General features: G+C 45.2%; 12 protein-coding genes. 8 read left to right on the forward strand and 4 right to left on the reverse strand.

Annotated elements, in window-relative coordinates; translation table 11 throughout:
- Positions 1 to 84: 84 nt before the first annotated feature.
- Positions 85 to 945 carry a PDDEXK nuclease domain-containing protein gene (locus DF182_RS07640; RefSeq protein WP_113615055.1) on the reverse strand — a complete coding sequence of 287 codons (861 nt, stop codon included), beginning with the start codon at positions 943 to 945 and terminating at the stop codon, positions 85 to 87.
- A gap of 346 nt (positions 946 to 1,291) precedes the next feature.
- Between DF182_RS07640 and DF182_RS07645 the strand changes: the two genes are divergently transcribed.
- From DF182_RS07645 to DF182_RS07675, 7 genes are all read left to right on the forward strand, one after another.
- The gene (locus DF182_RS07645; RefSeq protein WP_113615056.1) at positions 1,292 to 2,278 is read left to right on the forward strand and encodes an aldo/keto reductase; all 987 of its coding nucleotides are present in this window, start codon (positions 1,292 to 1,294) and stop codon (positions 2,276 to 2,278) included.
- A gap of 92 nt (positions 2,279 to 2,370) precedes the next feature.
- Positions 2,371 to 2,862, forward strand: a complete 492-nt coding sequence (locus DF182_RS07650) for a VOC family protein (RefSeq protein ID WP_113615057.1) — start codon at positions 2,371 to 2,373, stop codon at positions 2,860 to 2,862.
- A 134-nt stretch (positions 2,863 to 2,996) separates the two neighbouring features.
- Positions 2,997 to 4,103, forward strand: coding sequence for an alkene reductase (locus tag DF182_RS07655; protein ID WP_113615058.1), 1,107 nt, complete (start codon positions 2,997 to 2,999; stop codon positions 4,101 to 4,103).
- On the forward strand, positions 4,103 to 5,080 hold the full coding sequence (locus tag DF182_RS07660) for a cyclase family protein (protein WP_211327076.1): 978 nt from the start codon (positions 4,103 to 4,105) through the stop codon (positions 5,078 to 5,080). The genes DF182_RS07655 and DF182_RS07660 overlap by 1 nt, the downstream gene beginning before the upstream one ends.
- Before the next feature lie 36 nt (positions 5,081 to 5,116).
- Positions 5,117 to 6,067, forward strand: coding sequence for an aldo/keto reductase (locus tag DF182_RS07665; protein ID WP_113615059.1), 951 nt, complete (start codon positions 5,117 to 5,119; stop codon positions 6,065 to 6,067).
- A gap of 360 nt (positions 6,068 to 6,427) precedes the next feature.
- Positions 6,428 to 9,382, forward strand: coding sequence for a SusC/RagA family TonB-linked outer membrane protein (locus tag DF182_RS07670; protein ID WP_113616807.1), 2,955 nt, complete (start codon positions 6,428 to 6,430; stop codon positions 9,380 to 9,382).
- Positions 9,383 to 9,397: 15 nt separating this feature from the next.
- Complete coding sequence (locus DF182_RS07675) at positions 9,398 to 10,753, forward strand: RagB/SusD family nutrient uptake outer membrane protein (protein ID WP_211327077.1); 1,356 nt, start codon at positions 9,398 to 9,400, stop codon at positions 10,751 to 10,753.
- A gap of 79 nt (positions 10,754 to 10,832) precedes the next feature.
- On the opposite strand, the gene DF182_RS07680 is transcribed toward DF182_RS07675, so the two are convergent.
- The 3 genes from DF182_RS07680 to DF182_RS07690 all read right to left on the reverse strand — a co-directional run bounded on the left by DF182_RS07680 (position 10,833) and on the right by DF182_RS07690 (position 16,477).
- Positions 10,833 to 11,330, reverse strand: a complete 498-nt coding sequence (locus DF182_RS07680) for an Imm42 family immunity protein (RefSeq protein ID WP_113615060.1) — start codon at positions 11,328 to 11,330, stop codon at positions 10,833 to 10,835.
- A gap of 5 nt (positions 11,331 to 11,335) precedes the next feature.
- Positions 11,336 to 15,406 carry an RHS repeat-associated core domain-containing protein gene (locus DF182_RS07685; protein WP_113615061.1) on the reverse strand — a complete coding sequence of 1,357 codons (4,071 nt, stop codon included), beginning with the start codon at positions 15,404 to 15,406 and terminating at the stop codon, positions 11,336 to 11,338.
- 186 nt (positions 15,407 to 15,592) lie between these two features.
- Positions 15,593 to 16,477: an AraC family transcriptional regulator gene (locus tag DF182_RS07690; protein ID WP_113615062.1), complete on the reverse strand. Its 885-nt coding sequence runs from the start codon at positions 16,475 to 16,477 to the stop codon at positions 15,593 to 15,595.
- An 86-nt stretch (positions 16,478 to 16,563) separates the two neighbouring features.
- On the opposite strand from DF182_RS07690, the gene DF182_RS07695 reads away from it, so the two are divergent.
- Positions 16,564 to 16,980 (forward strand): carboxymuconolactone decarboxylase family protein, encoded by a 417-nt coding sequence (locus DF182_RS07695; RefSeq protein WP_113615063.1) that lies wholly within the window; start codon positions 16,564 to 16,566, stop codon positions 16,978 to 16,980.
- The last annotated feature ends 9 nt before the right edge of the window (positions 16,981 to 16,989 follow it).

Raw genomic sequence — 16,989 nt, forward strand, 5'->3', positions numbered from 1 at the left:
GTAAATCATCATCAGTATGATTTGCACCTTTTTCGTTACGCTTATCCTGAATAAAAAAAACACGCTGATAGATCTTAAAAAATATTAAATATCTACTTCCAGTTTATACTGCTCTTCTTCAATAATTTTCGCTAACTCAGTTTCACTAGGCAGATTAATAAGATATTTTGATACAAAGACCTGTTGTGGTAAACCCGCAGTTGCATACCTTACCAGATTTTCATTTTTATTCGCACATAATATAATACCTACAGGCGGATTATCTCCTTCGTTCATTTCATGCTCTTTATAGTAATTCAAGTAAACATTCATCTGGCCAGCGTCTGCGTGAAATATGGCATGTTTATCGCTGCTTAATCCAGTTCGCTCAAACAACATACTATTTATTGCCCGCTGTAAATCACGTACACTCCAATTATTCTTAATGGTTTCTATCTCATAGAAATTACGTTTTAAAAGTGTATCCGACTTTAGCAACTCTATAAAATGAGAAAAACTAAGCCTGCTCAGTAAAAGATCCGGAGCAGTTTGGGCACTTTCAGCTATTGACTGGTTCGTTACATTTTCGGAGGCTACTGATTTTGCGGACGCTGTCCGCAAAATCACAACACCCTGTAAATCATTCAGATACAATTTTGCGGACGCTGTCTGCAAAATATGAGGATATGCCTTGTAGAAGTCTTTACATAAGTATAAGTGTCGTTCTCTGATAGATGACACCCCTTCTTTTTTAAGTTTAGCTGCAATTTCCTTATACAACCTTTGTCCATATGCAGCGCGATCCTCTCCATGCTGCTCATATTCTATGATATAAAAACCTATTACCCAATTGCGCAATGTTAAGGCAGTATTCACCTGTTTTTGGGCCTGATTTAAAAAATATTGGTTGGTTTCCTGAATACTGCGAACCAGTTTTTCAATATTGATAACTTCTTTTGCATCCATAAACTATTACAATAGATTTTCTTTAACAAGGAGAAAGTATTAGCTAAAATAAACCATTTCCGACATTATGGAATAGGGTACAGATCATACAGAAGTAAGGTTGTCCCTTTTCATCAACTACCACCCGGAACACCATCCATTTGTTCTGGACAAAGAGGATATCCTATTACTTGGATGCAATACCCATCATGATATTCCTATCAGCTGAAAAGAACATCTGCTTCATTTTCCTAAAAACACACATTCGACACTTCATCATTTTTCTGATACAAACCTATAAATCATACTATTATAATAATAGCCAGAAACAATGGACTTTTGCATTGTCAAATCAAAAAACAGAAAAATGGAATACAGAAAATTAGGACAGTCTCCACTCGAATTATCCGCCATTACATATGGCGCATTCGCTATCGGAGGCAATATGTGGGGTGGGAATGAACGGCAGGACTCGATTGCGGCTATCCACGCTTCTATCGATCATGGTGTTACTTCCCTGGATACTGCGCCATTTTACGGCTTTGGACTCAGTGAAGAACTGATTGGTGATGCACTGGTAGGCAAGGATCGTACAAAAGTACAAATACTGACCAAATTCGGTTTGGTATGGGACGGAAGCAATGAAGGGAAAGGTGAATATTTCTTTGATGCGGAAGAGAACGGCAAAAAAATACCGGTATATAAATATGCAGCTAAGCAAAACGTGATAAAGGAAGTAGAGGAAAGCCTCAAACGGCTGAAGACGGATTACATCGACCTGCTGCAGCTGCACTGGCCGGATGCGTCCACTCCTATTGATGAAACAATGGAAGCATTGTCTTCCTTACTGCAGCAAGGAAAAATCAGAGCAGCGGGTGTAAGCAACTACAGCCTTGCAGACGTTGAAACAGCCTACAAAACACTGAATCTTGCTTCCAACCAGGTTTCCTACAGTATGTTAAACAGAAGTATTGAACAGGATTTAGTGCCTTATACAACCGCACATAATATCGGAATCATCGCTTACAGTCCGCTTGAAAGGGGCTTACTGTCCGGCAAATACTTTGCTGATGCGAAATTAAAGTCAGATGATCACCGTAATGGTTATTTCGGACAGTTTAATCCTGAAAAGGTTAAAGCGCTGTTAGCAGCACTACAGCCGCTGGCAGAGAGCAAAAAGGCTTCGCTGGCACAATTGGTACTCCGTTGGACTTCACTGCAAAGAGGAATAACCGTAGTGCTGGCCGGCGCAAGAAATGCCGATCAAGCTGCCAGCAACGCCAGAGCTATGGACATTTCCCTGTCTAACGACGAATTACAGTTCATCCATAAAGAGCTGGCAAAACTTCAGTAGTAAATTCCTGATAGGGGTCTATTTCCCCACTTTGTGAGTGGATATCAAAACAAAGCTCAAAGACACCTTGTATATATAACAAATCAAAGTATATGGCAGTCAAAAATGAAGGATTCAGCCGTGCCAACCACGTTGGTATTGTTGTAACAAATCTCGATAAGTCGATTGCTTTTTACGAAGCATTGACCGGACTTAAAATCAGTAACCGCGACATGATTGGCGGAGATCGTATGGCACATGTAATGGGCCTGGATAAGACGCTGATCCGTTACGCGAATCTGCATCTAGAAAACCTCAACATTGATCTGTTGGAATATGAGCAACCGGCACCTACCGTTGCTAAATATGATAATAACCAGATCAGTGCAATGCACCTTTGTTTCGAAGTAGATGATATTCAGAAAGCCGTTGAACGGCTTAAAAAAGCCGGCATAAAATTGTCTGGCGAACCCATCGTGTTTCAGGAAACAGATGGTCTGAAAAATGGCTACGGAACTGCAGTTGCATATTTCGATGATCCCGATGGCACTCACCTGGAGATTATTGAACCTAAAGGTCCCTTCCAAAGAGAAAATACAAAGTAAAAGAGTATTGATGCCTCTCCCGGAGAGTCACTAACAGAAGTGGGGAAAATAGTTCCCCATTCGATCTCTCACACGCTGACTAATACAGAAGCTTTGTAGATCGAATGATTATCTAACAACTGAAAAGACAAGTGATGATAGTTTTTGAAAAATTCAGTAAAGGAAACTTTGAATTATTAAATAGGGTAGTAATGGCACCGATGACCCGTGCCCGTAATCCCAACGGCATCCCCAACGAAATGAATGCCGAGTATTATGAACAAAGAAGTGGAATAGATGGCGCTGGTCTTGTTATTACAGAAGGTACAGCGATATCCCCAACTTCCACAGGCGTATTACATATACCCGGTTTATACACACAGGAACAGGTGAATGGCTGGAAACTCGTTACCAGGGCTGTTCAGAAAACAGGTAGTAAGATATTCACACAGTTATGGCATGTGGGAAGAGTTTCCCATATCACCAATCAACCCGGAAGAATACAACCTGTTGGCCCTTCTGAGATTCAGGCCTCCAACTCGTATGCATGGGGCTATGATGATAATGGCAAAGAGAATTTTTTGATTTCTTCCAAACCGCGCAGACTAACCGTTACCGGGATAAAGGGCATTGTAGATGATTTTGCTGTTGCCGCTGCCAACGCAATTAAAGCAGGCTTTGATGGTGTGGAGTTACACGGTGCCAACGGTTATCTGATCGAGCAGTTCCTGAATCCATATATCAACGACAGAACAGATGAATACGGTGGGAGTGTGGAAAATCGCAGTCGTTTTCTCCTGGAAGCAATAGATGCAAGCATTGCAGCAATAGGAGCATCAAAAGTGGCCATCCGCCTTACTCCATACGGCGGCTTGCATGAACTGCCCCACTATGATGAAATTGAAGCTACCTACAAATACCTGGCAGAGGAATTATCCAAAAGGAAGATTGCCTATATCCACATCATGGACCAAAAGTCCAGAGGGAGTTATGCATTGCCTGATGGGTTTTTGGCAAGATTCCGCCACTGGTACGATGGAGTATTGATCCTCGCAGGAGGAATGGACAAAACAAAGGCGGAATCATTCCTGAACGAAGGATTGGTAGACCTGATCGCATTTGGCGAACCATTTATTGCGAATCCTGACCTCGTTCCCCGTTTAAAAAATGACTGGCCACTGAATGAACCCGACCGGAGCCTCCACTATGGCGGTGCTGAGCATGGGTATACCGATTACACAACTTATAAAAGTGTTAACTAATGAAAACAACAATTTTTAATAAAGTATCTGCATGGACAAGTGCGATCATGATCGCCGTACTGCCTGCATTTGGACAAAGCCACACTTCCATTAATGTGGCAGATACAAGCTGGTATCGTTCTCCCTATGGTCCAAATGATGAGATCGGGGCTGTCAATCTTTTGACACCGGATGTAGTCCTTGCGGCAACCAAATTGGTTAAGACAGGCAAAACCTATCCGCTGGCGGTGCCTATAGATAAGAATCTTCCTGCATTTCGCCACCGCAGTTTTCACCTGTATAACATACAGCCCGGCGAGCAAGGCGGCAGAACTCTTGGCCCCAACAAATTCAGCTTTAATGATGAACTGGTGAATGGCTGGACCGGCGTAGGCACGCAGCTCAATGGTATTGGCCACATTGGTATTGACAATGTTTACTATAATGGCAACAAAGCAGTGGATTTTGTTACCGTAGAAGGAGTTAAGAAACTGGGTATTGAGAAGGTACCGCCTATGGTTACACGTGGTGTAGTACTGGATATGACAGCACACTATGGAAAGAAAATAGTTCCCGGCGGCACAGAGTTCACCGTTGCTGATATACAGGCAGTACTGAAGAAAGAAGGGATCACGCTGCGCAAAGGAGATGTAGTGCTGTTTAATACCGGTTGGCTGGAATTAATTGGAAAAGATAACAAACAGTTTCTGGAAGTTGAACCGGGCATTGGTATGGAAGCAGCACAATGGCTCGCTGACCAGGGTATCGTTGCTTTTGGAGGAGACACCTGGGCATCAGAAGTATATCCGAACCCAAAGAGTAATGAAGAATTTCCTATTAACCAGTTTATGCTGGCTAAAAGGGGAATTTATAACCTGGAGCTGATCGATAGCCGCCCGCTGGTACGTGATAAAGTATGGGAATTCCTGTTTGTATTGGGACAGCCTTTATATATAGGTTCCACACAGGTGAACATTAACCCTGTCGCCATTCATTGATGTATTATAGCCCTGGTAAAATAAAAGAATATACAGATGAAAAAGATTAAAATAGGAACAACGCAATTAGAGACCGCACCCCTCAATCTGGGTGGGAACGTCTTTGGATGGACATTGGATGAAAAACAGTCTTTTGATATATTGGATGCATTTGCTGAGTCAGGATTTAATTTTATAGATACAGCAGACACTTACTCATACTGGGTTACCGGTAATAATGGAGGCGAATCAGAGCGTATTATCGGCAACTGGATGAAAGCCCGCCACAACCGCGATAAAATAATTATCGCTACCAAGGTAGGCTATGAAAACAATGAGCGTCCCGCAGATATCAGCAGCAGCAATATCATCAAAACCATAGAAGAATCATTGAGTCGTCTGCAAACAGATTACATCGATCTCTATTATACACATAAAGATGACGGTAAGACGCCGGTGGAAGAAACACTGGAAGCTCATACCAAACTGGTGAGGGATGGAAAAGTAAGACATATCGGTGCATCCAATTTAAGCGTGGAAAACCTGGTGGCTTCCCTGGCCTATTCAGACAAGCATGGAATCCCACCGTATGAAGTATATCAGCCTCACTACAACCTGGTAGCACGGAAGGAATATGAATCGTCTTATGCCCCTGTAATAGATAAGTTTAAGCTGGCCGTATTACCCTATTACTCCCTTGCATCGGGTTTTCTCACCGGCAAATACCACACTGAAGCCGATTTCAATAAGAGCCAGCGCGGTGGAGGTGTGAAACAATACCTGAATGAAAAAGGCCTTGCAATACTAACCGCACTGGACCAGGTATCCGATAAACATCAAACAGTACCAGCTACTATTGCATTGGCCTGGTTATTAACAAGACCGCATGTGGTAGCTCCTATCGTGAGTGCTACTTCAAGGAGTCAGTTAAAAACACTGACCGATGCACCATCCATTGTTCTGGACAAAGAAGATATTGCATTACTGGATGCTGCAAGCGCTTTTTAATGAGTACCTGATACAATAACCTTTACTACGCAAAAGAGGATGTCTCTCATGTTTACCCAAACAGGAGACATCCTCTTTTCTTTTTTAACAAAAACCAAATTCTTTTAGTCCACAAATTTTGTAGACTTATAAAATTGCCATAGGTTTGCAGGCAAGAAATGAAACTATGCACCTGAACAACTATTGTAAATGCTGTAGCATAACAGCATAACCGGCTTCTCTTATTGTTGCTGCCAATCCCACCACCAGCACCGTCAGCATCACAATCTGCCTCATGTTTTTTCTTCCGCAAAAAGCGGTACAGGGAATACCATGTCCATCAGCCAACTGTACAATTTCAACAAAAAAATAAACAAGCAAATGAGAAAAATGCTGCACTTCCTGTGCATGCTGCTGCTGTTATCACGGGCAGCGGAGGCCCAGGACAACATCGTTACCGGCCAGGTGAGATCCGCCACAGACGGTGCATTACTGCCAGGCGTCACCATAACGGTGAAAGGAAAAACCACAGGCGCTATTACAGACAACCAGGGCGTATTCAGATTGGTGTTACCACCGGGTACCCAGGTGCTTAACTTCACCGCTATCGGGTTCCTGCCCCAGGATGTTAGGGTAACAGACAACAGGAAGCTGCTCGTACAGCTCACAGAGAATGTAAAATCGCTGGACGCAGTAGTGGTATCCGGGCTTGCCTCCGCCACCAAACGCGCCAACCTCGCCAACGCGGTGACATCCATCTCCGCCAAAGAGCTGACCGGCACGGCCACTCCGCAAACACTTGACAATGCCCTCTATGGCAAACTCCCTGGCGCCGACATCAAAAGCAACAGTGGCGCACCCGGCGGCGGTCTCTCTATACAGCTGCGTGGTATCAGCTCACTACAGGGCGCTTCTCAGCCTCTCTATATCATCGATGGCGTGTATCTCAACAACAGCGTGATACGTACAGGAAGATCCACCATCACCGGCGCCGGCGGCAAAGAGGAAGACGATGCCGCTAACAGACTGGCAGACATCAACCCCGATGATATTGCCACCGTAGAAGTATTGAAAGGCGCTTCTGCCTCCGCTATCTACGGCACCCGCGCCAACGCCGGCGTTATCATCATCACCACCAAAAAAGGAAAGGCAGGACGCACCCGCGTAAGCCTCGGCCAGGAAATCGGCTTCGCCAAAATACAACACTACATGGGCAGCGCTCCCTGGGATGAAAACAAAATCCGTCAGTTCTTCCCACCATCCAGGCAGGAGCTGGAACTACAGCGATACCACGATGCACTCGCCAACGGCGGCCCTTTCAACTATGAAAAAATCCTGTACGGCGAAACACCCCTGCTCACAAATACACATCTCAACATCTCAGGCGGAACAGAGAAAACAAAGTTTTATGTTTCCGGTAATCTGTCTAAGGAAAACGGTATCATCAAATATACCGGCTTCTCCCGCAGATCCATACGGCTTAACCTCGATCATCAACTGAGTTCGCGTATCAGCTTCTCCATCAATTCAAACTATATCAACAGCAACACCGACAGAGGCTTTACCGGCAATGAAAACAATGCTGGCGCAAGCCTGGGATATATTATCGGTTACACACCCAACTACTTCAATCCATTCCCTGATGCAGCCGGCAACTATCCGGACAATCCCTATTCGGAATCTGAAAACCCGCTGGCACTACGCGATAAAGCCATCAACAATTCAAACGTGAACCGCTTTATACAGTCCGGCAAACTGAATATTCAACTCTTCAGCAATGCCCGCAGCAGCCTGTCTGCTGCCGTGCAGGGCGGCGTGGATTATCTCAGCAGCCGCACCAAAGTATACTTCCCCGATGATCTTCAGGCACAACGCAGCGAAGCTAATCCCGGCGATATTGTGCTGGGGCAGGAAAACGCCATCAACACCAATCTCCAGGCATTCCTCCTCTACCAGCAAGCTGTTGGCAAAATCAATTTCAGCACACAGGCCGGAGCAGTTTTCCTGGAAACAAAGTCCTACAGCACACTTAACCGCGGACGGGGACTGGTGGCCAAACAACAAAATATCTCGCAGGCAGCCGTGCAGTCGTTGTTACAGCAGTATGATCAGCAGGTAAAAGATGCCGGTATCGTAGCACAGGAAGAAGTAAACTTCGATGATAAGCTGATTACTACGCTGGGCGTGCGTTTCGACAAATCCACCTTAAATGGTGATGCGAATCAATACTATGCTTTTCCCAAAGCATCGGTGGCGTTGAATGTGAGCAAATTCAGTTTCTGGAAATCACGCACCGTTTCACAACTCAAGCTGAGAGCCGCTTACGGACAAACAGGCGGGCTGGCTTCCTTTGGCGATACCTACAGCTCTCTGCAACCAGCTATCAACGGAGGACTCATCGGTTCCAAAATATCAGGTGTGGCAGGCAATCCAAACCTTAAACCGGAACGCGCCGGTGAGCTGGAACTGGGTATCGATGCGGGTTTCTTCAATAACCGCCTCAACTTCGAAGGCACCTATTACAGCAAACGTGTGACTGACCTCATACAGAACCTCACCCTGGCTTCTTCTACCGGTATTACCACCAAGAAGATCAATGCTGCAGAACTGGTGAACAAAGGTGTGGAAATAGCGGTGAGCGGTGTGCCGGTGTCTACCCGTAATCTGACCTGGACAAGCCGTCTGCTCTTCTGGAAAAACACCAGCAAAATCACCAGGCTGGACGTACCCTCTTATACTACAGGCTCCTATGGTCCTACCTTCGGCACATACCTGATCCGCAAAGGTTACTCACCTACCACTATCGTAGGCGTACCACGAACAAAGGAAGGAGAATACACCGTATACGGCAATTCGCAGCCCGACTTCCAAAGCTCTCTATACAACGATATTCAGTTCCTCCACAATTTCAATTTTTCATTCCTGCTGCACTGGAAAAAAGGCGGCGACCTGCTGAACATCACATTGTATAACACTGACAACGGTGGTACTACCAAAGACTGGAACGATGACTATAACCACAATGGTGTACCTAATGGGAAAGACAGAGCAGGCACCGGTGCAGGTGTATACGTGCAGGACGCAGGTTATCTGCGGATCCGCGAGGTAAGCCTCAGTTATACCTTCCCCAAACCATTGATCAGCCGGGCTTTCAGGAATGTAGTAGACCAGGTGAGAATTGGTGTATCAGCCACCAACCTGTTTACCGTTACCAGTTATCCCGGTTATGATCCCGAAGCGTCCAACTTTGGTACACAGGCCATCAATGCAGGAACGGACCTCTTTCAATACCCTTCTTCCAAACGTATCCTGTTTAATGTGAAAGTGGATTTCTAATTCTTTTAATTACTGATGATGAAAAACAAGATTACTACACTCTTTATACTTTCTGCAATGACATTAGGCTCCTGCAAACTGGACCCTATTGCAGATCCAAACAATCCATCCGTGGCAAGCGTTACGACCAATGCTTCCCGCAACCAGCTGCAGAGCCTTGTTACCGGCCTGGAAGCCCGCAGCAGGGAATACCTCTCCACTGCTGCAACAGCATTTGGCACCTTTGGCCGGGAAATCTGGTATTTCAATTCCGCTGATTCCAGATACATACAGTTCTGGTTAGGTCAGGGCGGACGCAAGCCTGATGCCAACTTCTACGGTGTAACTACCGCCTATGCAGCCCCTTATCAGACCATCAAACAAGCAAATGTGCTCATCAGTGCCGTGAACAACACATATGCCGTGAGTGATCTCGAAAAGCAGTCCTACATTGGATTTGCGCTCACCATTCAGGGATACCAGTATCTCATCCCGGCCAATAGCCAGTATAAAAGTGGTATACGTATATCGGTAAGCGATGAGCTGAATCCCGGCAACTTTGTGAGTTATGAAAACGCTTTAAAAGCGATCAGGAATGTGTTGGACAGCGGTTACAAAGCACTCACGCAAGCCGGAAACACGCTACCATTCAGACTTACAGCCGGATACAGTAATTTCAGTACTCCCGCAGGATTGGCAAAGGTAAACCGCGCACTGGCCGCCCGCACCGCCATTTACCAGCAGGACTGGCAGGGTGCACTGGATGCGCTTTCCGGCTCCTTCTTTGACCTCAATGGTGATCTGAACGCCGGACCTGCTCATATATACGGTGCGCCGCCTGATGGTTTTAACCCGCTCTATTACCTGCCGGATGGCAGTTTCAACGGAATACCCGTAGTGCATCCTTCGCTTGTGGCAGATGCTTTGCCAGGCGACAAAAGAGTAACGGAAAAGTTCTTTTTAAGAAAACAACCACTGATCAACACCGTAGGTGCGATACCGTTATCCAGCCAGTACCAGGATAAGCGCTGGGCACAGAACTCAAGCCCTATCCCCTATATTCGCAACGAAGAGCTGATCCTGATCTATGCAGAAGCCAAAGCCCAACTGAATCAGCCGGAAGATGCTATTGCGGCTATTAACCGCATACGTTCCGCTGCCGGTCTTACGCCCTACAATGGTACAAAAGACACTCCGGCCCTCATTACGGAAATACTTTTCCAGCGGAGATACTCTCTCTGGTTTGAGCCGGCAGGACATCGCTGGATAGACCTCCGTCGCTACAACCGCCTGAATGAGATCCCGGTGGCGCAGGACCAGGGCAGTGTGTTCACGCAGCTTGAAAGACCCGCAGATGAAGTAAACTGGGATATTTATAAAGAGAACAAATAAAATCTGATGAAGTAAAAAAAGAAGCTGTCTCCTACGTTTGTATAAAACAGGAGACAGCTTCTTTTATAAGATAGCATATTTATATATCGGTCTTCAGCGCAATATAGGTAACATCATTGATCCATGCCAGCAATGATTTGATGCTCTTATAGAAATGATTTTTAGGTAACTTGAATTCATAATTTTTCTGATCCACATTATCGCTGATAAGCAGCCGGTCAAATCCCTGTTCTTCTATCAGAAAAAAATAATATCCATCAAAACATTCGATACCATTCAGGTCTATCTCCAATGTTTCCAATAGTGCTTCTGCTGCTTCATTTTCTCCTGATTTTGCTTCTTTTAACAGATGAATGATTTCATCAGCACTGTTTTTACCTAATGCAGCTGCACTTCGCTGGCCTTCTTTTAACAGGACCTGCTTAAAGAGCGGTTGTGCCACCCCTAACAAAGAAGATTGTGTTATATCTCCAATGGTCACCTCCTTAACGCGGAAACAGCAATTAATAAAGGAGTAATAGCCTGATTGGCTCAGGTCTGCGTCGATGATGAATATATTTTCCTGTCCGAATACCATATTATTTATTTATAGCAAATATCCGCTTTAGGTGCCACGTTGTAGGCATTGGGGTCACTAAATCTTTTCTTCACATCTTTGGGAACTTCTATTCCTCGTCCCTGCCCGGAAGAACCATTCCAGTGTGCTTTTCCATCGTTACTGTTACCGAAACGATGAATTTCCCCTGCTTCATCTTTGGCGTACCAGTGTTTACCTTCTGAATCAGGAATGGCCTTCTTGTAAATCTCCTCTGCATTTTTGGGCAAGATAGATGTTTTACCGGCGCCACCACCTCTGAATTTCGGATGCCCCGGCTGGTGATGCCCCGGATTATCGTATTTAGGCTTAGGACCGTGATACCTTCCTTCTTTTAATCCCAGCGGGTCTATCCAGACATTACTGTCATGCACATACGCATATAACTGCATACCACCGTTAAGCCGGATGGGGTCCTGGCTTACAAATATACCTTCCTGCGGACTATAATACCTGAACCGGTTATAATACAACCCTGTCTCTGCATCTTCATACTGCCCCTGATAACGGAATGGCACGAAGTCTTTCGCTCCTTCGTATTTACGCACACTGCCGTAAATATCGAGTTCGGCACTCCATACTTTAAGTCCTGTTTCATCATAGGTTTCACAAGGCGTTCCCAGGTGATCGGTAATAACAGCGTACTGCCGGCCCGCGATTATTTTTGCTGCCAGGTTAAAGGTAGCATCTTCGAAGACCCAGGTGACCAGTTCATCTTCCGGTACCGGTTCGGGATGGCTCTCCAGGATGTCGCCCCATTCATTGATAACAGTTTGTGGCCTGTCTTTTTCCGGATAGGTCCATTCATGCAGGGGTGTATTATCATTCCAGACAAAACGGGTAACCCGGTTGTTGAAAACCTTTTCAGTCCTGCGTCCCAGAGCATCATACTGAAAGGAGACCGTTTTCTGGTCCGGCCGGCACACTTCCTTCAGCATCCCGTTGCTGTACCACTGATACTCCCATGTTACAGGGAATGATGACTGAACGACTATTTTTTTGGTGAGATTGCCTTCTTTATCATATATAAACCTGGCGTCGGCTGTTTCCATCAAACGTCCGCCGGCGTTGTATTTACGATCTACTCTGGTGGATGTTTTATAGAGATTGCCCACTTTATCCGGCAGGCGGTAGTCGTATATCCCATCTTCGTATTGTGCCCATGCCAGGTTGGCAAATTCATCGTGTCCGAATTTAACCAGTCCGTTGCTGAGGCCATTTAACACCTGCTTCAGCCGGTAATTGGCATCCCAGTGATATTGCCGGTTACGGGTGGTTTTTCCGTTGCTCGTAACGATGTGCGCATCCGGCGTTCCGTTGGCAGATGAACCGGGATGGAAGGTCCAACTGCTTTTTACGCCATTGGATAATATCCGTTCTATTTCCAATCCCAGCAGATTACGCTGGATATGGGCGGTCCAGGGATTTTCCGAGCCTGCTGTGGTGGCCCTGATACTAGTCAGATCGCCCATTTCATTCCATCCATTGTGGATATTGGCACCCAAGCTGCTTTGCAGGCATATCCTCTCCCCTCGTTCATTGTACTTACTGGTGACGATATAACCGTTCTGGTTTTCTGATATGACCCGGCCTAAAGCATCCCGTTTAAACGTCACGGTACTATTGGGGTTGGAAGCCGCCAGCAAGGCGCCGTTGCGGTCATAATCATACATTTCCCACTGACCATCGTTATAATCTATCCGGGAAACAAATCCATTATTATTGTATTCAAAGGAGGTCCATTTTCCACCAGGACGATGCACTTTCAAAACCTTTCCGGTGCTATCACGCTCATAACGTAGTGTTAAGTCATCGAAACCTGTTTCAGTGATAATATCTCCATTAGCATTACGTTCCAGACGATACATCTCACCATGTTCATTTACCAGCGCGGTGAGCTTCTCAGCGTTATTATAAACGAAGTGCATTTTGGCACCGTTCTCTTCCCGCGATTTCACACTACCTAATGGCGTATAGTCGTAACGTACATGATGGTGTTTATCTTTGGCCTCCACCACATTATCATAGGCGTTGTACCGCAGTTTCACATGGTTTCCGTCCGGCGTCCATACTGCAGTCACACGTCCCAGCTGATCATACTGAAAAGTCTGTTTTTCCTTCAGCGGGTTAATCAGCTGCAAACATTGTCCCCAGTTATCATATTCCCAGGCGGTGTTGCCTCCATTGGGCAGCGTTAATCCATTTAAGTTAAAATCAGTATCATAGGTGAGCAAGGTGGTATTATCCTGTTCATCTTCTATCCTGCATAACAGTTGTTGTTCGTTGTAACGGAAAATACGGATACTGCCGTCTGCCGTTGTATGCGTGTGTAACAAGCCACTATCTGCGTAATATATACTGGTAGTACTGTTACCCTCTGCATCTGTAGATAAAACCAGCCTGCCCTGCTCATCATACAGGGAGGTAATGGCCGATCCATCCGGAAGCATTACACTTGTCTGGTTTCCTCTTTCGTCATACGTATAGCCGGTGGTGTTACCTTCCGGATCTATTACCCGGTACACTTCCATTTCTTCCGTGTAACTAAAGAAGGTGGAATTGCCCAATGGGTCTTTGATCTGAGACACTACGAAATCGGGTGTATAAAAATAGGTGGTAGTGTTTCCCTGCGAAGTGGTTACACGATTGAACCCCTTTTCCGGATGGTATTCCAGCCATCCTTCCATCAGGCCGCCATCTCCCCAGGTATGGGTACAACGTTTTCTGTTATCATATTCCCAGTAAAAAGCCTGCCCGTGACGATCCGTTTTCTTAATCATCAGGTGATCACGGTATTCAATATACGTAGTTTGTTGAAGGGCATCGGTGACTTCACACATATCACCTTGTTCATTGTATGCATAACTCACCAGCAAACGTTGTTCTCCCCGGTGTTGCGCAATGACTCTGGTAATCCTGCCGGCCGCATCGCTATTCACCAGCAGATGCCGGCCTGCGCTGTCGATGATCCGCAGCAGATGACCCACCGCATTATAGTGCAGACTAATCATAAATCCCGCCTCATGCTGAACACAAACCAGGCGGTATTGTTTATCCTGCGGATGTTGTTTTCTGAAAGTACGGGTATACCTGTTTTCATAGTCAAACAGCGTATATTCGGCTACGTTGGTACGGGTCAACAACAACTTCTCATGGCGGTTATAATCGCTGTTCCCACTATAAGGCAATAACTCAAAAACAGCACTACGGCCATCTTCCAGCAATACAATGGTCACCGCTTCAGCAGGAAATTCCTGTATGCGCATATCAAAGCTCAGGTGAGTACCATGCCCCAGCAGGCCTTCAAAAGCGCTGTCACTGTTCCATGACCGTTCCCATTTTAGCGGAACAGGCCCTGCCAGCTCAAAATCACTGCTGTCATAAATAACAATTCCCTGTATAAAATCTACCGGTTCCAGTCCTTTCTTACACAGATACCGGCTGAGTTTATTACTGCCCAACTTACCCTGCAATGCATGGTTAAACTTCGTCATCAGTTTTTTCCCCAGCTTACCCAATCCTTTCATGGCAGCACCAAAACCATAAGACATCACCAGATTCAATAACACGCCTGACCAATCCGGCACAAACGGGCCTCCCACCATAACCGGTTTCCCAAAAGAAAGCGGGATGGAATAAGAGGTAGGCAGGTAAAGACTCGGAATGGGGATAAACTTCTTTCCGGGTGAAAGGGATAAAGGCAAACCTATGTCATTGCAGGTCATAAGCATATGCCCGGAAGGGCTCATCATATTACCTTCTACCTTTACTTTTTTACTACCAAAGAAATTAACGGAATCATGCCCTATCATCGGCGCCAGCAAAAAAGGACCGCCCATAGGTATATGAAATAAAAATATCAGTTTCCCGCTTGTATCGCTTTTTCCCCGCGGAACATGGTTCACCCTGGTGGTAGCGCCAATAAAAGGCACATAGTCCATAGGATCTACTACCAGCCCAATATAAGGATGAGGCAAGGGTATGGGAAAACCAAACAGGATAACAATGTGAATATCCAGTCCTATAACAGGGGTGAAATGTTTATTACTAACTAACATCAGATATGGCTTGGTTACCTTATGGCATGGTTTAAACAACTAATGGCCTATAAATATAGGCATTCTTTCAATTACCAACTTCATTCAAACACAAAAACTGATACATGAAAAGCAGTTGTTTTTATACTGAAATTTAACAGCAGTAATAATGGGGGTCCAAACAATTTTTACATCTGATTTCCGGGGTCACACCACTCCTTTTCTCAGCTCTCTCATCCCTCTGCCAAAATGTTTTTTCATCATCCTATTCAGGTGACTGCTATCTGTAAACCCCAGTTCCCAGGCGATTTCCGTTATAGGCGTACTGGTATAGATAGCTCTGGACTCCGCAATCTGCAAACGGGTTTTTAATACAAAGTCCTGAAAACGCTCAGCAGCATTCCTTTGAAAGTATTCGCTGAAATAGCTCTCCGCGATATTAAATTTATCAGAAAGATAAGCAGGTGATATCTTCTCCGGATCTAAAATATTAAACGATATAAAATTGATTAATTCGGTAAACCTGCTGTCTTTAAAAGTACGTCCCTGCAATACCTTTTTCTGAATATTGTGTGCCAGAATACCCAACACAGACACCAGCGTATTCTGTATCACAAAAGCAGAACAGGCATCTTTTCGCTGATATTCGGAAAGAACCACATCCAGCAATCGTTTCACCCGGCTTTTCTCTACGGGATCGCTGATGATCTCTCCCGGAAAACGATCATGATTGCCCAGAATAAAATTCAGATGGCTAAACCATGAACTGTAATCGATCTGGTCTTTTCCCCTGGATGCAAAGTAACTTCCGGTAAAGCGAATAAAAAGAAAACGGGTTGGCTCTTCTATGATATACGCATGGCATTTAGCCGCAGGCAGCAGGAAAATACCGTTTTTAGCGTATTTCCTTTTGACATAATTTACGCTTTGCAAACCTGTTCCCCGAAGAACATATACCAGTTCAAAGAAGTTATTCTTCCGGTTTCTATCGCTCCAGTCCTGATATTCAGCAATCTCTACAGCAAATGTATCATGCAGGTGTTCCATCATACAAAAATACAAACTCCCACCCAGGCAAAAATCATTTCCCATCACGTTACTGTTTTTTCAGATGACATTACCGTCAGGTGATGGGTAAGATGATCAATTTTGTGCAACAATAGAAGACAACACTGTATATGGATTACAAAACAATCTCAAAAGAAACAATCGGCTTCCTGTATCAATCACATGCCAGTATCAGAAAGTCAGGCCTGGACAACAAACTGATTGCGCTCGCAGAGCTACGTGTATCTCAATTAAACGGATGCGCCTATTGCTGCAGCTTTCACAGCAATGAATTAAGACAAATGGGAATCAACCAGGATATACTTGATAAACTGCCCGGCTGGAAACATTCCAAAGCTTTTGATCCGGTACAGGAGCTGGTATTGTTATGGGCAGAAGCAGTCACATTGATGCAGGATGATCTGCAACGGATACGCGAAAAGCTCGGGCAACATTTTAGTGAAAAAGAAGTGGTGGATCTCACTGCCAGCATTTCTCTGATGAATGCACTCAACCGGCTTCGGATTACGCTGGGGGAGAAGGATTAGTGTGGGGAT

This window comes from Chitinophaga flava (genome assembly GCF_003308995.1).
Lineage (GTDB): Bacteria > Bacteroidota > Bacteroidia > Chitinophagales > Chitinophagaceae > Chitinophaga > Chitinophaga flava.